This window comes from Ectothiorhodospira shaposhnikovii, assembly GCF_022227765.1.
Taxonomy (GTDB): Bacteria; Pseudomonadota; Gammaproteobacteria; order Ectothiorhodospirales; family Ectothiorhodospiraceae; genus Ectothiorhodospira.
Map to the genome: position 1 here is coordinate 128,517 of NZ_JAJMLZ010000005.1, position 23,398 is coordinate 151,914.

Sequence of the window (23,398 nt, forward strand, 5' to 3'; positions counted from 1 at the left end):
GGGCGACCGGTAGAGCGTTGGCGGGAATGCCGTAAAAGAGCGAGACGGCGGGACCCTGCCGGCAAGTGATATAATGCCTCTCTTTCGATGTTAGGCAGGCACCGCATGACCGATCAGACGCCCCCGACCTACGATTCATCCAATATCAAGGTCCTCAAAGGCCTCGACGCCGTTCGCAAGCGACCCGGCATGTATATCGGTGATACCGATGACGGTACGGGGCTGCACCACATGGTTTTCGAGGTGGTGGATAACGCCATCGACGAAGCCCTGGCGGGCTACTGCAAGGAAATCAATGTCACCATCCATAGCGATGGTTCGGTCAGTGTGAGTGACGATGGCCGAGGCATTCCGGTGGACATTCACCCCGAGGAAGGCCGCTCCGCCGCGGAAGTCATCATGACGGTGCTCCATGCGGGGGGGAAATTCGACGACAACTCCTACAAGGTGTCCGGCGGATTGCACGGGGTGGGTGTTTCCGTGGTCAACGCCCTGTCCGAATGGCTGGAAATGACCATCTACCGAGACGGCAGAACCCATCGCCAGACCTATCGTCTGGGAGTGCCCGATGCCCCCCTGAAGGCCGTCAGCGAGACCCAGCGCACCGGGACGACGATCCATTTCAAGCCCAGCCCCGAGATCTTCACCGATATCGAATACCATTACGACATCCTGTCGCGGCGTTTGCGGGAACTGTCGTTCCTGAATTCCGGTGTCCGCATCCAGCTCCAGGACGAACGGGACGGCGGCAAGCGGGACGTGTTCGAGTATCAGGGTGGTATCCGCGCCTTCGTGGAACATCTCAATCGCAACAAGACACCGTTGCACCCCACCGTGATCTACCTGAACGCGGAAAAGGAAGGGGTTGTGGTGGAGGTCGCCCTGCAATGGAACGACTCCTACCAGGAAAACATCTTCTGCTTCACCAACAACATCCCCCAGCGGGATGGTGGTACCCATCTGGCCGGTTTCCGCTCCGCCCTCACCCGGACACTGAATCAGTACATGGAGGCGGAGGGTGTCCTCAAGCGGCAGAAGGTCAGTACCAGCGGTGACGATGCCCGCGAAGGCCTGACCGCCGTTCTGTCGGTGAAAGTCCCCGATCCCAAGTTCTCCTCCCAGACCAAGGATAAGCTGGTGTCCTCCGAGGTAAAGCCGGTGGTGGAATCGGTGATGAGCGATACCCTGCAGGCCTTCCTGCTGGAAAACCCCGGCGAGTCCAGAAGCATCACCGGCAAGATCATCGATGCTGCCCGCGCCCGCGAGGCGGCCCGCAAGGCCCGCGAGATGACCCGTCGCAAGGGCGCCCTGGACGTGGCCGGCCTGCCCGGTAAACTGGCGGACTGCCAGGAGAAGGACCCGGCTCTGTCGGAACTGTTCATCGTGGAGGGTGACTCGGCGGGCGGTTCCGCCAAGCAGGGACGGGATCGGCGTACCCAGGCGGTGCTCCCCCTCAAGGGCAAGATCCTGAACGTGGAGAAGGCCCGGTTCGACAAGATGCTCTCCTCCGCCGAAGTGGGCACCCTGATCACCGCCCTGGGTTGCGGTATCGGCAAGGATGAGTTCAATCCCGACAAGCTGCGCTATCACCGCATCATCATCATGACCGACGCGGATGTGGACGGCTCTCACATTCGCACCCTGCTGCTGACCTTCTTCTACCGTCAGATGCCCGAACTGGTGGCCCGGGGGCACATCTACATTGCCCAGCCTCCCCTTTACAAGGTGAAGCGCGGTAAGCAGGAAAGCTACGTCAAGGATGAGCTGGAGATGAGCAATCTCCTGCTCAGTCTGGCCCTGGATGATGCCAAGCTGGTGGTCAATCCGGAGGCACCGCCGGTGAGCGGCCAGGCCCTGGAAGACCTGGCCCGTCGTTACAACAGCGTCATGGCCGCCGTCGAGCGTCTGGGACGGCGCTATGACCGGCAGTTACTGGAACGGATGGTGTTCGCCTCGCCGCTCAATGACGGCGACCGGGAGGACCAGGGCCGGCTTGAAACCTGGTTCAAGCGGTTGCTGGAAGGGTTGCAGAGTGATGCCGCCGGTGCCACCCGTTACGAGATGCGCATTCTTGCCGATGAGCGGGGGGGATATCAGGCCCGGGTGACCCGATTGATGCATGGGGCGCGCACCGAGGAGACCTATGGCGCGGATTTCTTCGAGTCCGCCGAATTCAGGGTCATGCGCGAGCTGGCCGAACGCCTGGACGGGTTGCTGGATACGGGGGCCTACATCCAGAGGGGTGAGCGGCGCCAACCGGTCGGCAATTTCCGCGAGGTGATGAACTGGTTGCTGGCGGAGGCCCGGCGTGGTCTGTCCATCCAGCGCTACAAGGGTCTGGGCGAGATGAATCCCGAACAGCTCTGGGAAACCACCCTGAATGCGGAAACCCGGCGCCTGCTGCAGGTGCAGGTGGAGGATGCGGTGCGGGCCGACGAGGTCTTCACCACCCTGATGGGCGATCACGTGGAACCGCGCCGGGAATTCATCGAGGCCAATGCGCTGACGGTATCCAATCTGGACATCTGATGAAAACGCGGGATCGGACCGGTGGCATGGTTTGCCGGTCCGGGAAGGGCATACTTTACGGGGGGAATGGGGCAGAATAGCTCCCATCGAAGTCTTCAAAGACCACGAGGCGAGGACCATGGATATCGGCGGCTATGTCATGCTTGGCATCTTCATCCTGATCGCCCTCTATGCGGTGATCATCTACAACAATCTGGTCAGCCTCAAGCATGGGGTGTCCAAGGCCTGGTCCAACATCGATATTCTGCTCAAGCAGCGCTTCGACGAGCTGCCCAAGCTGGTGGAGGTCTGCCGCCAGTACATGTCCTATGAGCAGGACACCCTGGAAAAGGTCATGCGTGCCCGCAGTCAGGTGGCCGCCGCGCAGCAGAACCAGGACATGAAATCCCTGGGGCAGGCGGAAGATATGCTGAGAGTGGGCCTTGGCAATCTCTTTGCCGTGGCCGAAGCCTACCCGGAACTGAAGGCAGACCAGACCTTTCGCCATCTGCAGTCAAGGATCACCGGTCTGGAAAACGCCATTGCCGATCGGCGCGAGTATTACAACGAATGCGTCAATCGCAACAATGTCCGCATCGAACAGTTTCCGGACGTGGTGATTGCCCACCTGTTCCGTTTCGGCCCCTTCGAACTACTGGAGTTTTCCCGGCGGGAACTGCAGGACGTGGATGTCCGTGCCCTGTTCAGCTAGGCGCTGAAGCACGATGCTGGAGGGCATGGCCACCTCGGTCCGGCTCATGGATGCCGGGGAGTATGCCTTCCTTGTTGCGGTTCTGGTCCTGCTCCTGCTGGGATCGCTCTGGGGATTCATGCGCGGCAGTTACCGCAAGCGCCTCATCGCGGATACCCCGACCTCCCGCATCCGGTCTGCGGCCCAGGGGTACCTGGAACTGGTGGGTCAGGCCCGGCTGATGCCGGGACCTCCCATCATCGCACCCCTGACGGGCACTCATTGTGCCTGGTATACCTATCAAATCGAGCGGCGTGATAGCGCTGGTCGCAATCAGACCTGGCGTCGTGTTGAACAGGGCCGCAGTGACAACCTGTTCCTGTTGCAGGATGACACGGGAGAATGCCTGATCGACCCGGAAGGCGCACAGGTGGTCTGTGTGCACCGGGATATCTGGCATGGCAGCGCGCCCAGACCCCTGATCGGCCCCGCGGGAGGGGGCAGCCTGCTGGGAATGGGCCAGTATCGTTACACGGAACGCCGTCTGCACCTGGATGAGGATCTCTATGCCATCGGCTACTTCCGTACCCAGGGGACCAGCGATGACAGTCCGCTGAACCTGGAGGTGGCAGAGATTCTCGGTCGCTGGAAGAAGGACGCGTCCATCATGAAGCGCTTCGACACCAATCAGGATGGCGAGATCGACATGGAGGAATGGGAACGTGCCCGGCAGGCAGCCATTCAGAAGGCCCTGCTCCGTCGCGCTGAACGCGCCGATGCCCCGGCGGTCCATATCATGAGCCGGGGCCCCGACCGCCGCCGCCCTTATATCCTCTCCGCCATTTCCGAGGATCGCCTGGTGCGACGCTATCGATGGCTTGCCCGGTTCAGCGGTCTCTCGTTTCTGCTGACCGCCGGCGCCCTGGCATGGGTGGTGCTGACCCGCATTGCCCCGTCAGGCTTGTGATACATTACCTGTATATAACAGTCAGACATCGAGGCATCGGTCTGCTACACCCTACCCTGCCCCGGATGTTGGAAACTCAATCTGATGCCGGAACTGCAATGAACAACCCATTACTCCAGATGCAGGGCCTTCCCCCCTTTGCCGAGATTCGTCCGGAACACGTGGAACCCGCCGTGGATCAGGTGCTGGCCGACAACCGGACCGCCATCCAGGCCCTGTTGAACCAACCCGGTCCCTTCACCTGGGAGACCCTGGTCCATCCCCTGTCCCTGCTGGAAGACCGCCTCAACCGGATCTGGTCACCGGTGCGGCACATGAACTCCGTGGTCAACAGCGATGAACTGCGCCAGGCCTACAATGCCTGCCTGCCCAAGTTGTCCGACTATGCCACGGAAATGGGTCAGAATCTGGCCTTGTTCCAGGCCTTTCGCAGCATTGCCGATGGTCCCGGATTCGCCGAACTGGCCCCAGCCCAGCAACGGGTGATCAACAATGCCCTGCGAGACTTTCACCTCTCCGGCGTCGATCTGCCCGAAGACAGGAAGGCCCGCTACAAGGCCATTGCCCAGGAACTGTCCCAGCTCACCTCCCGTTTCGAGGAAAACGTCCTGGATGTCACCCAGGCCTGGAAACGGATCGTTGCCGATGGGAAAGATCTCAGGGGGTTGCCTGAATCCGCCCTGGAGATGCTGTTGCAGAATGCCCGCCAGCACAAGGAAGACGGTTATCTGATCAACCTGGAATTCCCGTCCTACTACGCCGTCATGACCTATGCCGACGATCGTGACCTGCGCCGCGAGGTCTATACGGCCTATGTCACCCGGGCCTCCGACCAGGGCCCCCATGACCGCCGCTTCGACAACTCTCAGGTGATGGAACAGATCCTGGCCCTGCGTCATGAACAGGCCCGGTTACTGGGGTATCCCAGCTATGCCCATCTGTCCCTGGCCACCAAAATGGCCGAATCGCCGGAACAGGTGGTCGGATTTCTGTCCGAAATGGCCCAGCGGGCCTGTCCTGCCGCCCGCAAGGAACTGGAGACCCTGCAGGCCTTCGCCACGGACCACCTGGGGCTTGAAGACCTACAGGCCTGGGATCTGGCCTATGCCTCGGAAAAGCTGCGCAAGCATGCCTATGATCTCTCTCAGGAGGATCTCAAGCCCTACTTCCCGGTGGATCGGGTGTTGCAGGGGCTGTTCCAGTTGGTGGAGCGCCTGTATCAGGTGCGGATCACTCGGGTGGCGGATGCTCCGGTCTGGCACGATGACGTCCGCTTTTACGAGATTCAGGACCCGGACGGCACGCCCCGAGCCCGGTTCTATCTGGATCTCTATGCCCGTGCCCGCAAGCGCGGCGGTGCCTGGATGGACGAATGTTTGAACCGTCTGCGCGACGGCGAGCACCTGCAGTTGCCGGTGGCCTACATGACCTGCAATTCCACTCCACCGGTGGGCGGCAAGCCCGCCCTCTTCACCCATGACGAGGTGCTGACCCTGTTCCATGAGTTCGGCCACGGGCTGCACCACATGCTCACCCGGGTGGACTATCCGGACGTGGCGGGCATCAACGGTGTGGAATGGGATGCGGTGGAACTGCCCAGCCAGTTCATGGAGAACTGGTGCTGGGAGCGGGAAGCCCTGGATCTCATCGCCGGTCATCATGAAACCGGCGAGCCGCTGCCCGGTGTCCTGTTCGACAAGCTGCAGGCCACCCGTCATTTCCAGGCCGCCATGCAGATGGTGCGCCAGCTGGAGTTTTCCCTCTTCGACATGCGTCTGCACGCGGAATACGACCCGACCCGGGGGGGGCGCATTCAGGATACCCTGGACGCGGTGCGCCGCCAGGTGGCGGTGCTGATTCCCCCCGCCTTCAACCGCTTTCAGCACAGCTTTTCCCACATCTTCGCCGGTGGCTATGCGGCCGGTTATTACAGCTACAAGTGGGCTGAGGTCCTGTCGGCCGATGCCTTCGCCCGGTTCGAGGAGGAAGGTCTGTTCAATCCGGAGGTGGGTACCGCTTTTCTGCGGGAAATCCTGGAACAGGGTGGCGCCCGCCCTGCCCTGGAGCTGTTCCGGGCCTTCCGCGGTCGTGATCCGCAGATCGAGGCCCTGCTGCGACATTCGGGGTTGGTGGACGCGGCGGCATGAAGATCGCCACCTGGAACGTCAATTCCCTGAAGGTGCGCCTGCCCCATGTGCTGGACTGGTTGGCAGGGCAGCAGCCGGATGTGCTGGCGCTGCAGGAAACCAAGACGGTGGATGAGGCCTTCCCGCTGGAGGCATTGCGGGCGGCGGGGTATCACTGCCTGTATGCAGGGCAGAAGACCTATAACGGGGTGGCCCTGCTGACCCGCGTGCCGGCAGAGGATCCGGTGACCGATCCGCCCGGTGTCGATGACCCCGAGCGACGTATCCTGGCCGCGACGGTGAACGGGGTCCGGGTAATCAACCTGTATGTGGTGAACGGCTCGGAGGTGGGTTCGGACAAGTACGCCCGCAAACTGGACTGGCTGGTCCGGGTGACGGCGTTCGTGAAAGCGGAGCTGGACCGTCATGGCCAAGTGGTGGTGCTGGGGGATTTCAATATCGCCCCGGAAGATCGGGATGTCCATGACCCGGCGGCCTGGCATGAACGGATTCTCTGTTCCACCCCGGAGCGGGCGGCCTTGCGTGCCATGCTGGAGCTGGGCCTGGAAGACGTTTTCCGCCGGTTCGAGCAGCCGGAGGGTGCATTCAGCTGGTGGGATTATCGGGCGGCGGCATTTCGGCGCAACCGGGGCCTGCGGATCGATCTGATCCTGGCCAGCCAGGCCCTGGCGGAGCGGTGTCTGGGATCGGAGATCGATCCCGCACCCCGCCGTCTGGAGCGGCCGTCGGATCATGCACCGGTACTGGCCTGTTTTGATCTGTGATCTAATGGCCGGGGGCGTGCCCTGCCATCGTTATCCGTGAATATATGGAAAACCCATGAAATACCGCGACCTGCGTGACTTCATCTCCGGCCTGGAGGCCCAGGGAGAACTCAAGCGTATCCAGATTCCCGTGGATCCGAATCTGGAAATGACCGAGATCTGCGACCGTACCCTGCGGGCCGGCGGCCCTGCCCTGCTGTTCGAGCGTCCCACCGGGTATGACATGCCGGTGTTGGGCAATCTCTTCGGCACCCCCAGGCGGGTGGCCATGGGCATGGGGGAGGACTCGGTGGAGGCCCTGCGGGAAGTGGGCAAGCTACTGGCCTTCCTCAAGGAGCCGGACCCGCCCAAGGGCCTCAAGGAAGCCTGGAAGACGCTCCCCATCTTTAAGAAGGTGCTGGACATGGCGCCCAAGAAGGTGCGGGGCGGCGAATGTCAGGCGGTGGTGCTGGAAGGCGACGACGTGGACCTGGGCAACCTGCCGGTGCAGACCTGCTGGCCCGGCGACGCCGGCCCCCTGATCACCTGGGGGTTGGTGGTGACCAAGGGACCGCGGCGGGAACGGCAGAACATGGGTATCTACCGCCAGCAGGTGATCGGACGCAACCGGGTGATCATGCGCTGGCTCTCCCACCGTGGCGGTGCCCTGGATTTTCGTGACTGGCAGATCGATCACCCCGGCGAGCCCTTCCCCGTCTCCGTGGTGCTGGGCTGCGATCCGGCCACCATCCTGGGCGCGGTGACCCCGGTGCCCGATACCCTGTCGGAACATGCCTTTGCCGGACTGCTGCGCGGGGATCGCACCGAATTGACCTGTTGCATCGGTAACGAGCTGTTGGTGCCGGCCACCGCCGAGATCATCCTGGAAGGGGTGATTCATCCCGATGACATGGCGCCGGAAGGGCCGTTCGGAGACCACACCGGGTATTACAACGAGGTGGACAACTTCCCGGTGTTCACCGTGGAGCGCATCACCCACCGCAAGAACCCCATCTATCACAGCACCTATACCGGACGGCCACCGGATGAACCCGCCATCCTGGGGGTGGCCCTGAACGAGGTGTTCGTGCCCATCCTGCAGAAGCAGTTTCCCGAGATCACGGATTTCTATCTGCCGCCGGAGGGCTGTTCCTATCGCCTGGCGGTGGTCAGTATCCGCAAGCAGTATGCCGGGCACGCCAAGCGGGTGATGCTGGGGGTGTGGTCCTTCCTGCGCCAGTTCATGTACACCAAGTTTGTCATCGTGGTGGACGATGACATCAATGCCCGTGACTGGAAGGATGTGATCTGGGCCATGACCACCCGCATGGACCCGGGTCGGGATACGGTCACCATCGACAATACCCCTATTGATTATCTGGATTTTGCCTCCCCGGTATCGGGGCTGGGGTCCAAGATGGGTTTTGACGCCACCAACAAATGGCCTGGTGAAACCACCCGGGAATGGGGGACCCCCATCGTCATGAGCGAGGCGGTGAAACGGCGGGTGGACGAGATCTGGAAGGATCTGGGCCTGGACGGAGACTGACGGGCATCCGGCATCAAGTCCTCGCGGTCGGTGCCGCCATTGTGATATGGCAATATGCTATTTTTTCCGGCACGAGGCTTGAGGGGACTGCAAAAGGATGGACCGATCCATATTGATTCGCCTGACATGGGCGGCGGCTGTCTGCGGGGGGGCGGTTGTGTTCGCCCTGCTGATGCACTGGTTGATGGGCCCCGGCCTGCCGGCGGTCATGGTCGGTGCCGTTGCGGCCGTGGCAATCACCTTCCTGCTGCTGGAGCGCCGCTGGTTTGCCCCCCGTGAGCGTGACCTTCAGGCCCTGTACGGGCAGCTTCAGGGTGGCCCCATGCCCGACGGGGTCGATCCCAGGATCGAGGCCGTGTCCAGGCAGCTGAACCGTTACCGGAATCTGACCGACAAGCTGGCGGAAACCGGATCGCTCATCGCCGTGTCGGCGGCCGAAGTGGCCTTTTCCTGCAATGCCCTCAAGCAACGGGTCCACGCACAGGTCACCAGCGTCAACGGCATTGCCGATTCCTCCACCCGGATCTCGGCCACGGTCCAGGCCGCCGCGCAAAGCTCCGGCGAGGCCGTGGCAAGTTCCAGGCGTACCAATCAGGCCAGTCATGAGGGGCATGAGTGTGTCGCCGATGCCTTGCGACACATGGAACAGATGAAGGAGCGCATGCAGCAGGCCTCCGCGCTCATGACCAGTCTTGAGAGCCGGGCTGGGGAGATCCAGCGCATCACCGAAGTCATCACGGGGATTGCCGAGCAAACCAATCTGCTGGCCTTGAACGCGGCCATCGAGGCGGCCCGGGCCGGAGAGCAGGGCCGCGGGTTTGCCGTGGTGGCGGACGAGGTGCGAGGCCTGGCCACGCGCACCTCGTCCGCCACCAGTGAGATTGCGCAGATGGTCCATGAGATCCATACCGAGACCTCCCATGCCGTCGCCACGATTCATCAATTGGTGGAGGCCGTCGAGGAGAGCGCGCGACGCACGGCCACGGTGGATGAGAAGCTGACGGCCATTCTGGAACACTCCGCTTCGGCGGACCGCAGCATCCAGACGGTGGTCAGTGGCAGCGAGGAAAACCATACCCATCTGGATCAGGTCACGGGTTCCATCCAGACGGTCAGCGCCCACCTGAGCGAGACGGAGCAGGATGTGACCACCCTCTCCACCGAAGCGGACAGGCTCTCGGAACGGGCGGAGTTGATCTACGAACTGCTGGGGGACATGGGGCTGGGCGGCATCCATGACCGGATGCGCCGGGAAGCGGAGCAGGCCGCCACCGCCGTGGGACGTGCCTTTGCCGAGGCCTGCGACAAGGGCCGCATCCGCCTGGATGATCTGTTTGACCGCAACTACAAACCGATTCCCGGCACGGATCCGGTGAAGTACAAGACGCGCTTCGATGATTTCACCGACCAGGTGCTGCCCGCCATTCAGGAACCGATCCTGGAGCGCGACGACCATGTATCCTATGCCGGCGCGGTGGATGATCGGGGGTATTTCCCCACCCACAACCGTCGCTACACTCAGCCCCTGACCGGGGACTATCAGCGCGATCTGATCAACAACCGCACCAAGCGCATCTTCAAGGACCGGACCGGTTCCCGTTGCGGCAGCCACCAGAAACCTTATCTGTTGCAGACCTACAAGCGTGATACGGGAGAGGTGATGCACGACCTGTCGGTGCCGATCTATGTGAAGGGACGGCACTGGGGAGGATTCCGTATCGGGTATCGCAGTGAAGGAAACGGCCGGACCGGCAAGCGCTGAGCCGGACATGGGGCACGGGTGTGTTAGAGTGACTCACCCTGAGTCCTGGTTTTTAGGGTGGCCCCATGGTGTTTCCCGCCTCCCCCTACAGTCTGCGCACCGCCCTGCTCGGTTTTGTCCTGTTCCCCCTGTTGCTGGTGGTCATGCTGGCCGGCTGGTCCGGCCTGCGCAGCCTGGAATCCCAGGTGGAAATGCGCATGCAGCAGGATATCGAACTGGTGGCGCGGGCGATCCAGCTTCCCCTGAGCGACGCCCTGGCCCGTGACCGCCGGGGCCAAATCCAGCAGGCCCTGGATTCGGCCTTTCGCATCGACCAGGTGTACGGCGCCTATGTCTATGATGATTCCGGTGAACTGATTGCCGCTAGCGGCCCCCGCAGTCCTTCCATGGAACGGCGACGGGATGCGCGTCTGGCGACGGTGACGGGTACCCACGGGGCCTATGACGACCGCGGCGGAGACGAGGTGTATTCCTTTTTCATGCCCCTGACCGATGCCGGCGGACGCATCAACGGTTTGTTGCAGGTGACGCGCCACGGCAGTGACTTTCGCGATGACCTGGCCCAGGTCCGCTCCCGTGCCCTGCTCGCCCTGGCGGCCCTGAGCCTGCTGCTGCCGGCCGTCGTGTTCTGGGGTCATCAGCGGGCCGTGGGCAGGCATGTGGATCGTCTGGTGACGGTCATGGCCCGGGTCGGTCAGGGCGACCGCCTTGCCCGGGTAAGGCCCGCCGGTCCCCATGAGCTGCGAATGCTGGCGCAGGCCATGAACCGGATGCTGGAAGGTATCCAGCGCTCGGAGACGGAACTGGAGCGTCAGCGCCGGCGACAGGCTGCCCTGGAGGAACGTTTGCGGCAATCGGAAAAGCTGGCGGCCATCGGTCGGTTGGCGGCCGGCGTGGCCCATGAACTGGGGACCCCGCTGGGGGTGATCAATGGCCAGGCCCAGCGTGCCCTGCGTCATGCTCCGGCGGACGGCGGCACCGGCAAGGCGCTGATGAAGATTCGTCGCGAGGTGCAGCGGATGGACCGGATCGTGCGACAGTTGCTGGATTTCGGACGCCGCAATCCCAGTTGCACCCGTCCGGAGCCGGTAGGGCGTCTGGTCAAGTCTGCCCTGATTCAGGTGGCCGAGGAAGCCCGGGGCACGGATGTGAGCCTTCGAGTGGTCACTCCGGGTGTCGGCCCTACCCTGCCCATGGACCGCCCCCGTCTGGAGCAGGCCCTCACCAATCTGCTGAGAAACGCCCTGCATGCCGCAATGGGACAGGTTCAGGTGTCCTGGGGCATCGTCGGTGGCTGGTTGGAATTGCGAGTGGATGATGACGGTCAGGGCATCGATCCGGCCCATCGCAGTCGACTGTTTGAACCCTTTTTCACCACCAAGTCGGTAGGTAGTGGTACCGGCCTTGGACTGTCCGTTGCCCATGGCGCGGTGACGGAACACCAGGGAGAGATTCAGGTGGAGGACAGCCCCCTGGGGGGCGCCAGGCTGGTGATCCGTCTGCCGCTGGAGCGTATCGATGCGGCATGATGTCCCCAAGTCCCCGCCCGGTCTGGTGCTGGTGGTGGAAGATGATCCGGCCCATCGGGAACTGGTGCTGGATGAACTGGAAGATGCCGGGCTGGCGACCCGAGGGGTGGAGGATGTGACCTCGGCGCAAGGGATCCTGTCAACCCGTCCCGTGGATCTGGTGCTCAGTGACCTGCGCCTGCCCGGTGAGGATGGCCTCGCCCTGCTTGCCTACTGCCGGCGCCTGCCCTTGCCTCCGGCCTTCATCATGCTGACCGCCTTCGGCACGATCCCCCAGGCCGTGGAAGCCCTCAAGCTGGGCGCCGATGATTTTCTCACCAAGCCGGTGGACCTGGATCATCTGGTCATCCGGGTGCGCCGGGCCTTGCGCAACCGCCACCTGCAGGCGGAAGTGCAGCGCTATCAGGCCTTGCTGCGGGCCGATGATTTTCACGGCCTGATCGGCAGCAGTCCGCCCATGCAGGCCCTCTATGAGCAGGTGCGCCGGATTGCCCGGGCCTCCGGGCCGGTGCTGGTCACGGGGGAATCCGGGACCGGCAAGGAGCTGGTGGCCCGGGCCATCCACGCGGAAAGCGACCGGTCCGGGGGCGCCTTTGTGGCCATCAACTGCGCCGGCATTCCCGGCGAACTGATGGAGAGCGAGCTGTTCGGTCATGCGGCGGGTGCCTTCAGTGGTGCCAGGGAAGCCCGACGGGGGTTGTTTGCCGAGGCCCATGGCGGCACCCTGCTGCTGGACGAGATCGGCGAGATGCCCCTGGCCATGCAGGCCAAGTTGCTGCGAGTGCTGCAGGATGGTCGGGTACGTCCCGTGGGCGGCAATCAGGAAATCGATGCCGATGTGCGGGTGGTGGCCGCTACTCACCGGGATCTGGAACCCATGATCCGGGCGCGGCAATTTCGTGAGGACCTGTTTTACCGCCTGGAAACCTTTCGCCTGCAGGTCCCTCCCCTGCGGGAGCGGGGGGAGGATATCGACCGTCTGGCGGCGCGTCTGCTGGCCCGCTTCAGCACCGCCATGGACCGTGATATCCGGGGTATCTCGCCCGAGGCCATGCGTCGTCTGCGGCTTCATGGTTTCCCCGGCAATGTGCGGGAGCTGACCAACCTGATGGAGCGGGCGGTGACCTTCTGCCGCGGTGACACCATCGAGGTGCGTGATCTGCCGGAGCGCCTGGATCCGGCCCGGGAGGATGCCGGCAAGGCCGGCGTGTTGTCGGCGGTGTGGTCCGATGATGAACCCATGCCGACCCTGGCGGAGGTGGAATCCCGGTATATCCATTGGGTGCTGCGGCGACTGGACGGCAACAAGCGCCAGGCGGCCCGGGTGCTCGGCATCGGTCGCCGGACCCTGTATCGACGTCTGGGCGAAACGGAAGAGGCACCCATGGGCAAGGAGATATCCGACGACCAGGATCACTGATGCCAACGTCTCATGGTCACCGGCCGGCGAACAGTCGAATGGCGTTGTGTCCCTGGCGCACGTAGCAGACTGGCCCATGTGTCATCATGACTCACCTGGACAAGCCATGGGCCTCACCGGCTATCCGATTTTTAATCAAATTAAATCAAATGGTTATGATCTTCATGGTGCATGTCTCCATGGTTGGCACGATGTCTGCAAAAGTCACCGTGACATTCAACGAACCAAAAGGAGACGCCCCATGAAGCGCACTTTCCTTCACAGCCTGCCCATCGCACTGACCACCGCCCTGCTTATCGGCGCCGGTTCCCATGCCATGGCCCAGCAGCAGGAAGGCAATTTCGGCGCCCAGCCGCCGGCGGGCATGGAACAGCAGGGTGCCACGGTGGATCCGCATACCCTGGACCGTTTCGTGGATGCCTTTGTGGCAGTGCAGCATATCCGGGATGATTTTGCCCGCAAGCTCGAAGACGTGAGTGACGAAGCCGAGGCCCAGGCCCTGCAGCAGGAAGCCCAGGAAGAAATGATCACCGCCGTGCAGGATGAAGGCATGAGCGTGGAAGAGTACAACCAGGTGGCCATGAGCCTGCAGAGCGATCCGGCCATGTTGCAGCAGGTCCAGGAGATGGCGGCTGAACGGATGTAAGCCTTCCTGGGTCCCTATCCTTTCCTTGGCCCCCTCTTCCCTCGGGAAGAGGGGTTTTCAGTTTTTCAGGGCCTGTCCGGCGATCCAGGCAGCGATTCCGGAGTATTCCCCCAATCCCTTGAAGACGGGGGTGCAGGTCATGCCCACGGCCTCCAGCCGGGATTGCCAGCTGTTCGGGTCCGGACCCGCCATGTCGCGGCGTGCGTGGCTGGCGGTGGACATCATGAGTGGCAGCAGAAAGGCCCGTCGATACCCTTGTGAGAGTAGCCGGGACTTCAGACCGGTAAAGGACAGACCACCGCCCAGGCAGGCCAGATGCACATCGGGGTCCACCTGGTTCAGTCCGTGGGCCAGCGCCTGGTAATGCAGGTCGCAACGTCCCGCGCGGTGTCCATGCCCCACGAAAATGACGGCTTCCCCGGGCATCCTTTCGGTAGGCAATCCTTCCAGCAGGGCCTTGACCACCACTTCCAGCGAGGCACAAGTGGACAGCAGTGCAGGACTGACCCGAACCTGGATCCCGGGGACCGCCTCGCAGGCGGCCCGGAGGGTGCGTCGCATGACGTGATATTCATGGCCGGGGACAACGAAAAGCCCCGTCACCCCGATGGATGCGTGACCCTCCATGGCCAGGTCCGACAGGACCCGGGCCAGGGCCTCCCGAGCATCAACCCCCTGCCCCGCCGGGAGAGAGAAACGGAGCAGCTGCGGGGGATGGTCGCCCGCCTGTTGCAGGATGGCCGACTCGATCCCTCCGAGAGAGGCCTCGACCCCGGTCCCTCCCCTGGAAATCAGCAGTACGACACTTGCAGGCGGGGACACGGGCATTGGGTGGCTCACAACTCGTTCTGAATCTGCTTGTAGCCCTGAACCAGTCGGACATTGGTCTGGGCCACATCTTCGGAGAAGCTGGAGGCGTCCGGCGTCACCGGTTGGATCTGGGCCAGATCGGTCTCGGAGTGGATGTTACTGGTGGAAGGGATGTAGAAGGACGGTGGGACTTCGCAGTCTTCCACCACCGAGTTGTGCCGGATCACTGAGCCCTCCCCCACCTTGCAGTTGAACAGCACGGTGTTGAAGCCGATGAAGACCCGGTTGGCAATGTGACAGGGGCCGTGGATGATGGAACGATGGGCAATGGAGGAGTTTTCGCCGATGGTGACGGCGGCACCGGATTTTGAATGGATCACCACCCCGTCCTGGATGTTGGAGTTGTCACCGATGATGATGGGCTCCATGTCGCCTTCGGCATTGAGTTCATCGGCACGGATCACCGCATAGGGTCCGATGAAGACATTTTCGCCGATGACCACCTTGCCGCAGATGATGGCGGTGGGATCGACAAAGGCGGATTCGGCCACCCTGGGGAGATGTCCGCTGGGGTTTTTCCTGATCACGGCAATTTCTCTTGTTGTCTGGATTCGAAGGTCCCGGATGCTGCCATCATCCGGAAGTCGAGGCAATGCGTGGTTAGTGTCCCAGCGACTTGCGGCTCATGCGATACGGATGTACCGCCGTGCCGGCGGCCTCCGCCGTCTGTTCGGCTTCCAGGGATGCCTTGATGCCCGCTTCCATGCGTGGATACAGCAGATCCACGCCCAATTCCACCGGCGCGCGGCCGCACAGGACGACCCGGGATTCCCGCAGGTAGGACATCATGCCCGGAGGGATCAGTTGCTCGGCTTCGGCGAAAGTCACACAGGGTGGGCGTTCCAGGCCGGCGGCATCGGCAGTGGCATGGACGAAATCCGTCATGGAGCGGTGGTCGCCGTCACCCACGTTATAGACCTTGCCGGCTGCGCCATGATCCAGCGCGGCCACGCACAGGGTGGCCAGATCATCCGCATGGATGCGGTTGCCCGGGCTGGCCTCTTCCGGACAGATGACCGGTTCACCTTTGAGGATGCGGTCGATCGGCAGGCGACCGGGGCCGTAGATGCCGGGCGCGCGCAGGATCACCACCGAAATCCCGGTTTCCTGCATCAGTGCCGTTAGCCGCCGCTCTGCATCCAGACGCCGTTGGCCCCGATCCGTCTGAGGGGTGGGCTCGGTCAGTTCGTCCACCTGCCCGCCCGCCTGGTCGCCGTAGACACCGGTGGTGCTGATGTAGACGATGTTGTCCGGCGGCAGGCGTCGGCACAGCTCCACGAAAGTGCCCGTGCGGGGGTCCTCGGTGCCTTCATTGGGCGGTGGGACGCTGTGTAGAACCAGTGCGCCCGCCAGTGGCAGCGCCTCAAGACCCTCGCCGGTATCCAGATCCGCCAGCAGAGCCTCGATCCCCTGTGATCGGAGATACTCCGCGCGATCCGGGTTTCTCACCACCGCGGTGACCCGGCGACCTGAGTGGTTGAGCCGGTGGGCAACCCGCTCGCCCACGTACCCGCAGCCCATGATCAGTACTGGTTTCATCAGTTCGTTCCTGTCGGCAGATGGGGCTATTGACTAGTAAATAGCAATCGATCCCGGAAATCCATGTTTGTAGGCCTGTCGACGGACATGCCGGCAAAAGAAAAGGGCCGCCGGGAAGATCCCGGCGGCCCTTTGAGACTGCCTGAACCGGAGCCCGCCTCTTCTTCAGGGGCGGGTTACCGGGGATGCCTGATGTCTCAGGCGGTGCCGGAGCTCAGGCTCGGCAGGGCGGCGGTACCACCCTTGGCGGCCTTCTTGCCCTTCTTGGCGGGCTGGGCGACCGCCACCGGAGCGGCATCCGCTTCGGCGCCGTCCACGGCCAGCTGCAGGCCTTTGCGATAGGCGTCCTGAGCCAGCTTTTCTTCACCCACCTGATCCAGCAGTTCGCCCAGTTCCCGATAGGCTTCCGGGCTGGCCTTGGCGCTGATGCTGGACTCCAGGTAGCCCCGGGCCTTGCCCCACACCTTGGCCTGCTTGCACAGACGACCCAGGGTGAGCAGCAGCACGGCATCACGACGGTGGTCACGCAGCCAGCCTTCGGCATAACCGATGGCGCGGCTGACGTCGTTCACTGCCAGCTTGCCGTACAGGCGAACCAGGTTCTCGTCCCAGTGCTGCTTGATGGCGGCACGCAGGACGGCCTCGGCGCGGTCGGCTTCATTCATATCCGACAGGGCCTGGGCATAGGCGGCGACCATGCCGGGGTTGTTGCGGGAGACCTTGGGCAGGTTCACCCAGATGCCTTCCAGCTTGCCCAGCTCGTTGGCGGCGGCGATTTCCTGGGTCTGAGCGCCGAAGGCATCGGCTTCCAGCTTGTCCAGGGTCGGGTTGTCGAAGGCGCGAGCCTTGCGCAGATCGGGCATCAGCGCCATCAGGGACTCGCTGTCGTTCACTTCCTGATACAGACGGGCCTTCAGGCGCAGCAGCTGCGGATTGCCGGGGGCCACATCGTTCAGGTGACGCAGGGTGCTGATGGCCTGAGCGTGCTCGCCGTGGGCGATCTGCAGTTCGGCCTGGGTCAGACCCACGGCCACTTCGGTGTTGCTGCCGGACTGGGAAGCCTGACGCAGGTACTCGTCACGACGGTCGTAAGCCCCTTGCATCTGGGCCGCGCGGGCGGCGGACAGATAGTTCAGCATGGGGGAGTCACCGCGTTTGGCGGACTGTACCAGCAGCTTTTCAGCCTTGGCGTAGCGACCTTCGGTCATCTCGGCCAGGCCCAGGGCCAGACCGCGCTGACAGGCCACGGCCTTCTTCTGCTGCCGCTTTTCGCTCATGCGACCGGGCAGGCCGAACACGCCCACCAGGAAGCGGATCAGGCCATAAACCACGGCCAGGATGACCACCAGGGCGATGATGAAGAAGGCCATGGTGGTCTGCACGCTCATGTCAGCGTAGGCGAACAGGACATAACCCGGCTCCTCCATGAACATGAGGGTGGCCACGGCGGATACGATCAGAACCAGAAAAATGACGATCAGAGATTTCATTGATTACCCCTCCAGCCCGCTGAGCTTCTCAAGAGAGCCACTGATATCGGGCCGTTCGGCGCGCAGTTCCCGCTGTTCCAGGTCCTGCAGACGCTTCAGCAAGGGTGCGACCGGCTCGGAGGCGAAGTACTCCACCAGCAGTTCCTGGGCACCCTTCAGGTTGGCGCGGTAGTCCTCGGCATCCAGACGCAGGGCGGCCAGACGGGCGGACTCGATGCGCAGGGCCAGTACCTGACGCATGAACAGTTCAGCGTCGGCATCCGGCATGGAGCGAACGGGCTGAGCGTGACGGCGCACGGTGACGTGCTGGTTCAGTTCGTTCATGACCTGGAAGTAGGCACGCTCCCACCAGGCGGCGTCTTCGGCGGGCTCGCCGTTGACCATCAGCAGGCGGGCGGCGCCGTTTTCGGCCTCGGGCATCTTCAACGGCATGGGCTTGAGCTCGGCGGTGATCTGCTCCAGCTCGGCGACCAGCTGGCTCACCTGGGTACCGTCATAGTTTTCCAGGGCCTGCTTCTCGAGGGCGATGGCGTCGCGCACTTCACCGAAACGCGGATCGCCGATGGCCTTGAGCATTTCGTCAGCGGCATTCAGCGCGGCCAGGGCACCCTGTGCATCATCCATCAGGCTCAGGCGGTGATCGGCGATGCGCATCAGGTAACGCACTTCGGCCACCTGCCATTCACGATGGGGACGCGCGGAGTCGTCCTGCAGGGCGGTCAGACCTTCCTCCAGGGTTTCCAGGCGGCGGGCCTGGCGCTGCTCGATACCGGCCACATCGTTGCGGGCCTTTTCCAGGGCCTGGGCCAGCTCATCACGCACTTCCCGTTCCAGGCGGCTGATGGTGTCGGGCAGGGCCTGGGTGCGTTCCTGCAGCTGATTGAGTTCGCGCAGGGCGGTGCTCAGGCGGTCATTGGTGGCATTGACCATGTCCTGGGCCTTGTTGGCGTTGGACGCGGCGTTCATGCCGATACCCAGGGCCAGCACCAGGGCCACGCCACCGACGATCAGCGGCATCTTGCTGCTGCGGCCGCCGCCGTTGCCACCGGAAGCCGGCGGGGTGGGCGGGACGCGGCCACCACCAGTGGAACCAGGGCCGGTCGCCGGCTTGGCGGCGGCGGGCGCGGAAGCACCGGTCTTCGGCGGTTCGGTCTTGGCGGCACCGGTGGTCTTTACCGGCTCGGATTTTTCAGACCCGGCTTTTGGCGAGTCGGTCTTCGGAGTTTCTGGTTTGTTGTCCACGGGTTTTGATGCCTCGGGCTTTGGGGTTTGGGATTGGTCGGCCCCGGCCTTGGGTGCATCGGACGTACTGCCCCCGGCCGCGGCTGTCTCGGGTGCGGGAGATTCGGGCTTGCCTGAATCGGGCTGGTTAGACCCGGAGGCGCCGGCCGCTCCCGCCGGTTGCTCAGAAGTGGATACGCTGCGGACGCTGCCTTCGATCGGATCGCGATCCTTGGCGTCGGCGTTGAATGCAGCATTGTCGTTGCCGGAGGCAGCGCTCACAACGGTACCGGTCAGTGGCCGCCCCCTGCTGGAAGATGTTTCCTTCAACTCGTCCGGTGCACCGGCACCGGTTGCCTGTGGCTTGTTCTTGCCTCTGGCCCTGTCTTTGGATCTAGATCTACTCATGAGTTTGCTTCCTCTTTTCAGCCCATTTCTGCACGGCCACCAGCATGGATTCATCGCTGGGATCGTCGGCCACCACTGGGGATTCCGTGAAGCCCATCTCCCGGGCCGTGTCCAGCATGCGTTCGCAGCCCACCACCAGGGGGGTGTTGCGAAGCCAGAGCCGCCCTGCCTGACCGACCATCTCGTACAGGTTGCGCAGCCCCTCGGCGCTGGTAATCGTAATCACGTGGATGTCTCCCCGGGACCACTGACGCAGGAGCTGACCGGTATCCGCATCCGGCATGCCCCGTCGGTAGGTCTCGGCAAAGGTCACCCTCGCGCCCCGAGCAGTGAGTGTAGCACCTAGCAATTCACGGCCCCCGTCGCCGCGAAAGATCACGACATTCTTGCCCTGGACATCCTGCAGTTCCGGTTCTTCCAGCAGGGCTTCGCTGTCAAACCGACTGGGCGGGCAGATATGCACCCGGTGCCCAAAGCGTTCCAGCGCCTTGGCCGACTTGATCCCTACCGTGGCCAGCTTCAAGCCTTCGGGCAGGGTTCGCCGCGCATGGATCAGGTTCATGGTCCGGGCGACGGCGTTCGGGCTGACAAACACCGCCACATGGAATTCGTCCAGTCGATCGATCAGGGCATTCAGTGCGCCCGCGTCACCGGGGTCCAGAATGGCGAGCACCGGAAAGCGCAGTGCCCGCCCTCCGGCGGCTTCCACCATGCGACAGAACGGTTCCGCCTGGTGGGCGGGCCGGGTCACCATGACGGTGACGCCCCGCAGGGGCATGTCCGGTGCCGCAGGGGCCATGTCCGCGGACGCCGTGAATGTCATGACCGGTCGTCTTGGGTCGGCGGCGGTGCCTCGGGTGCCAGCCCCAGGTCGTTCAGGATCCTGTCGGCGCCCTCGCGCAGCAACTGTTCCGCCAACGCAATGCCCAGGGCCTCGGCCTGATCATGGGGGCCATTGAGGGCGCCACTATAGACCATGGAACCGTCCGGCTCACCCACCAGACCCCGCATGTGGATCAGGCCGTCATCCCCCAGCACGGCATAGCCGCCGATGGGTACCTGACAGCCGCCGTTGAGGCGGCGGTTGAAGGCCCGTTCCGTGATCACCCGCAGGTGGGTGTCCGGGTCGTTCAGTGGGGCGATCAGTTCCATGACCTCGGGATCATTGCTGCGGCATTCGATGCCGATGGCGCCCTGGCCGATGGCCGGCAGGCTCTCTTCCGGGGTGAGGATGGCGGTAATGCGGTCCTCGAAGCCCAGACGCTTGAGGCCGGCGGCGGCGAGGATGATCGCGTCATAGTCACCGGCATCCAGCTTGGCCAGGCGGGAGTTCACGTTGCCGCGCAGGTCCAGCACCTTGAAACTGGGGAAGCGGGCGCGGATCTGGCATTGGCGCCGGAGACTGGAGGTGCCGACGCGGGCACCTTCGGGCAGTTCTTCCAGCGACTTGTACTTGTTGGAGACGAAGGCGTCGCAGGGGTCTTCCCGGTCCATGATCACGGGCAGCTCCAGGCCCTCGGGCAGTTCCATGGGAACATCCTTCATGGAATGCACGGCGATGTCCGCCTCGCCCTGCAGCATGGCGGTCTCGAGTTCCTTGACGAAGAGCCCCTTGCCGCCCACCTTCGCCAGCGGGGTATCCAGGATGCGGTCGCCCTGGGTGGACAGCTTCACAAGGGTCACCTTGACCTCGGGAAACAGTTTCGTGACCCGGGCAGCCACTTCCTCGGCCTGCCAGAGGGCGAGAGGGCTTTTCCGGGTGGCGATCTTGAGTTCGGTTTTTGGCATCTTCGGGTTTAAAGCTCGTGAAAATGTGGCCGTTCAAATGGTTCGCGGTATCGTACAACGCAACCATACATTATGTCTGCCTTTCAACACACACGGCAGAGGTGCCTGTGTCAACTTTCATTGACCCGAGCCGCTATTCTTTGCAGTCGTGCACGTCGAAACCAGGTCCCGGCGGACCCCGCACCGTTACAGCGACTTCAGAAAACGGCGTACTTCGGCCACGTGACGACGACTGACCTCCAGTCGTTCCCGTGACCCCTTGAGAACCACCTCGAAGCCGCCCTGACTGTTCTTCTCCATGCCGCAGAAGCGGGCCTTGGCAACCAGGGCATTACGGTGGATGCGCAGAAAGCTGCCGGCAAACTCCTCTTCCAGGGCCTTGAGGGGTTCTTCGATCAGCACCTCGCCGCCGTCATGGCGGACGGTGACGTATTTCTGGTCCGCCTGAAAATAGTGCACCGAGTCCACGGGAATCAATTCCAGGTTGCCCCGCACGCGGGCGCAGATATGACTGCGGGCCGCGCCGGACTGGGTGGCGGGTTCGTGGAGCGCGCCGAGCTGGGCCCGGTTGGGCCGGCCGGCCTGCTCCAGGGCCTCCTGCAGGCGCTCCCGGCGTACCGGCTTGAGCAGATAGCCCACGGCGTGGGTTTCAAAGGCCTCAAAGGCATGTTCCTCATAGGCGGTGACGAAGATCACCGCCGGGGGGGTGTCCATGCCGGCGATATGCCGCGCGGCCTCCAGGCCATCCATGCCCGGCATGCGGATGTCCATGAGGATGATGTCCGGTTCCAGTTCCTGGGCCAGTCGCACCGCCTGCACGCCGTTGGATGCGGCGGCAACCACCTGATATTCATCCATGTCTTCCAGCAGTGAATGCAGCCGTTCCCGTGCCGGCAGCTCGTCATCCACGATCATGATCTTCACGGCAATCTCCTTGGCAACGAGAGATCCACTCGATAATGGTCCCGGGCCTGGAGAGTCTCCATGCGCGCCTTGCCCTGGTAGGCCAGGTCCAGGCGTTGGCGAATGCTTTCCTGGGCAAACCGGTTCCCGGGTCGCCGGCGCCGCTCCTGTTCCGAAGGCATGGGATTTTCGATGGTGATGTCCAGCCGTTCTCCCTGTTGCCGGATGTCCACGCGCACGCAGCCGCCTTCGGTCAGCGGCTCGATGCCGTGGTAAATGGCATTTTCCAGCAGGGGTTGCAGACTCAGACTGGGAACGGGATAGTCCATGGCCACCGAGGGTGCCACATGCCAGTCCACCTGGAGGCGGTCTCCCAGGCGCAGGGCCTCGATGCGCAGGTAGTTCTGAGAGAGCTTCACTTCATCCTGGAGGCTGACCATGTCCTTGCTGGACAAGGTGGCCCGGAACAGGTCGGCCAGGTCCATCACAGTGGCTTCGGCCACTTCGGGGCGTGTCCGGGTGAGGCTGGCGATGGTGTTCATGCTGTTGAACAGGAAATGAGGGCGAATCCGTGCCTGCAGAGCCTGTACCCGGGAGCGGGCCTCGGCTTCGACGTTGGTTTTCCACTGCTTCTGTACGTAGAGGTAGCGCAGCGCCACGGCGCTGACGATGGCGCTGATGGCCAGGGTACGGGTCAGGAATTCACTGGCGGCAAGGCCCGAGTTGAGCAGGTTCCAGTCCAGGTGGCGACCGATCCATAGGGACAGCAGGGACAGCACCAGGGTGATGCTCAGGGTGGTCAGCCAGGCCGCTGCCGCGGCTTGCAACGCACTGAGGCGTTCCAGCAGGGTACGGGTTGCGCACAGGACCAGTACCGTTCCCAGGGCGACCCACTGCACGAACAGGGAAATCAGTGCCAGATTGACCCAGAATCCATGTCGGCTACTACCGGATGAGAGGGTCAGCAGAAAGGCCAGCAGCTGTCCCATGAGCACGACCACGAACACGGTCCGGCTTTCGCAGAAATTGGGCAGGAATCCGGATGCGGTTCCCGACTCCTCCCCTGCAGGGGTTGATGAATGCCTGGGCCTCATGATGATCGCGGTCTGCTGCCGTGCATGGGGGATTGGATGAAAAAGGGTTCCCTGGCCCCGGGTCCACCGCGCGAGGGCCATTGCATCCCCTACAGTATCTCAATGGTATACTCCTTGCCAGTT

19 protein-coding genes are annotated in these 23,398 nt (G+C 63.3%); 10 read left to right on the forward strand and 9 right to left on the reverse strand.

Features of this window, described 5'->3' with window-relative positions:
• The first annotated feature begins 105 nt into the window (after nt 1–105).
• From gyrB to LQD11_RS08445, 10 genes are all read left to right on the forward strand, one after another.
• The gene (gyrB, locus tag LQD11_RS08400) at nt 106–2,529 is read left to right on the forward strand and encodes a DNA topoisomerase (ATP-hydrolyzing) subunit B (protein WP_238617141.1); all 2,424 of its coding nucleotides are present in this window, start codon (nt 106–108) and stop codon (nt 2,527–2,529) included.
• A 118-nt stretch (nt 2,530–2,647) separates the two neighbouring features.
• Nucleotides 2,648–3,220 (forward strand): LemA family protein, encoded by a 573-nt coding sequence (locus LQD11_RS08405; protein ID WP_238617142.1) that lies wholly within the window; start codon nt 2,648–2,650, stop codon nt 3,218–3,220.
• 25 nt (nt 3,221–3,245) lie between these two features.
• Nucleotides 3,246–4,166: a GIDE domain-containing protein gene (locus LQD11_RS08410; protein WP_238617143.1), complete on the forward strand. Its 921-nt coding sequence runs from the start codon at nt 3,246–3,248 to the stop codon at nt 4,164–4,166.
• 98 nt (nt 4,167–4,264) lie between these two features.
• Nucleotides 4,265–6,313: an oligopeptidase A gene (gene prlC / locus LQD11_RS08415; protein WP_238617144.1), complete on the forward strand. Its 2,049-nt coding sequence runs from the start codon at nt 4,265–4,267 to the stop codon at nt 6,311–6,313.
• The gene (xth, locus tag LQD11_RS08420) at nt 6,310–7,077 is read left to right on the forward strand and encodes an exodeoxyribonuclease III (protein WP_238617145.1); all 768 of its coding nucleotides are present in this window, start codon (nt 6,310–6,312) and stop codon (nt 7,075–7,077) included. Before prlC ends, xth begins: the two co-directional genes overlap by 4 nt.
• 55 nt (nt 7,078–7,132) lie before the next feature.
• Nucleotides 7,133–8,605: a 4-hydroxy-3-polyprenylbenzoate decarboxylase gene (gene ubiD / locus LQD11_RS08425; protein WP_238617146.1), complete on the forward strand. Its 1,473-nt coding sequence runs from the start codon at nt 7,133–7,135 to the stop codon at nt 8,603–8,605.
• A 97-nt stretch (nt 8,606–8,702) separates the two neighbouring features.
• Complete coding sequence (locus tag LQD11_RS08430) at nt 8,703–10,367, forward strand: methyl-accepting chemotaxis protein (RefSeq protein WP_238617147.1); 1,665 nt, start codon at nt 8,703–8,705, stop codon at nt 10,365–10,367.
• A 65-nt stretch (nt 10,368–10,432) separates the two neighbouring features.
• Complete coding sequence (locus LQD11_RS08435; protein ID WP_238617148.1) at nt 10,433–11,896, forward strand: sensor histidine kinase; 1,464 nt, start codon at nt 10,433–10,435, stop codon at nt 11,894–11,896.
• Entirely contained in the window at nt 11,886–13,316 is a 1,431-nt protein-coding gene (locus LQD11_RS08440; RefSeq protein WP_238617149.1) for a sigma-54-dependent transcriptional regulator, read from the forward strand. The genes LQD11_RS08435 and LQD11_RS08440 overlap by 11 nt, the downstream gene beginning before the upstream one ends.
• 241 nt (nt 13,317–13,557) lie before the next feature.
• Nucleotides 13,558–13,962, forward strand: a complete 405-nt coding sequence (locus LQD11_RS08445; protein ID WP_238617150.1) for a DUF4168 domain-containing protein — start codon at nt 13,558–13,560, stop codon at nt 13,960–13,962.
• A 57-nt stretch (nt 13,963–14,019) separates the two neighbouring features.
• On the opposite strand, the gene LQD11_RS08450 is transcribed toward LQD11_RS08445, so the two are convergent.
• The 9 genes from LQD11_RS08450 to LQD11_RS08490 all read right to left on the reverse strand — a co-directional run bounded on the left by LQD11_RS08450 (nt 14,020) and on the right by LQD11_RS08490 (nt 23,188).
• On the reverse strand, nt 14,020–14,784 hold the full coding sequence (locus LQD11_RS08450) for a sirohydrochlorin cobaltochelatase (protein ID WP_238617151.1): 765 nt from the start codon (nt 14,782–14,784) through the stop codon (nt 14,020–14,022).
• 14 nt (nt 14,785–14,798) lie between these two features.
• Complete coding sequence (locus LQD11_RS08455; protein WP_238617152.1) at nt 14,799–15,359, reverse strand: gamma carbonic anhydrase family protein; 561 nt, start codon at nt 15,357–15,359, stop codon at nt 14,799–14,801.
• Nucleotides 15,360–15,432: 73 nt separating this feature from the next.
• Complete coding sequence (locus LQD11_RS08460) at nt 15,433–16,371, reverse strand: SDR family oxidoreductase (protein WP_008932089.1); 939 nt, start codon at nt 16,369–16,371, stop codon at nt 15,433–15,435.
• A gap of 197 nt (nt 16,372–16,568) precedes the next feature.
• On the reverse strand, nt 16,569–17,861 hold the full coding sequence (locus LQD11_RS08465) for a heme biosynthesis protein HemY (protein ID WP_238617153.1): 1,293 nt from the start codon (nt 17,859–17,861) through the stop codon (nt 16,569–16,571).
• 3 nt (nt 17,862–17,864) lie between these two features.
• Nucleotides 17,865–19,103 (reverse strand): uroporphyrinogen-III C-methyltransferase, encoded by a 1,239-nt coding sequence (locus LQD11_RS15510; RefSeq protein ID WP_238617154.1) that lies wholly within the window; start codon nt 19,101–19,103, stop codon nt 17,865–17,867.
• 379 nt (nt 19,104–19,482) lie between these two features.
• A complete protein-coding gene (locus LQD11_RS08475) occupies nt 19,483–20,313 on the reverse strand; it encodes a uroporphyrinogen-III synthase (protein WP_238617155.1) in 831 nt (276 codons plus the stop codon).
• Nucleotides 20,310–21,278 (reverse strand): hydroxymethylbilane synthase, encoded by a 969-nt coding sequence (gene hemC, locus LQD11_RS08480; RefSeq protein WP_238617156.1) that lies wholly within the window; start codon nt 21,276–21,278, stop codon nt 20,310–20,312. The genes LQD11_RS08475 and hemC overlap by 4 nt, the downstream gene beginning before the upstream one ends.
• Nucleotides 21,279–21,464: 186 nt before the next feature.
• Nucleotides 21,465–22,202, reverse strand: coding sequence for a LytR/AlgR family response regulator transcription factor (locus LQD11_RS08485; protein ID WP_238617157.1), 738 nt, complete (start codon nt 22,200–22,202; stop codon nt 21,465–21,467).
• Nucleotides 22,199–23,188, reverse strand: coding sequence for a sensor histidine kinase (locus tag LQD11_RS08490; protein ID WP_238617158.1), 990 nt, complete (start codon nt 23,186–23,188; stop codon nt 22,199–22,201). The genes LQD11_RS08485 and LQD11_RS08490 overlap by 4 nt, the downstream gene beginning before the upstream one ends.
• Nucleotides 23,189–23,398 lie beyond the last annotated feature (210 nt).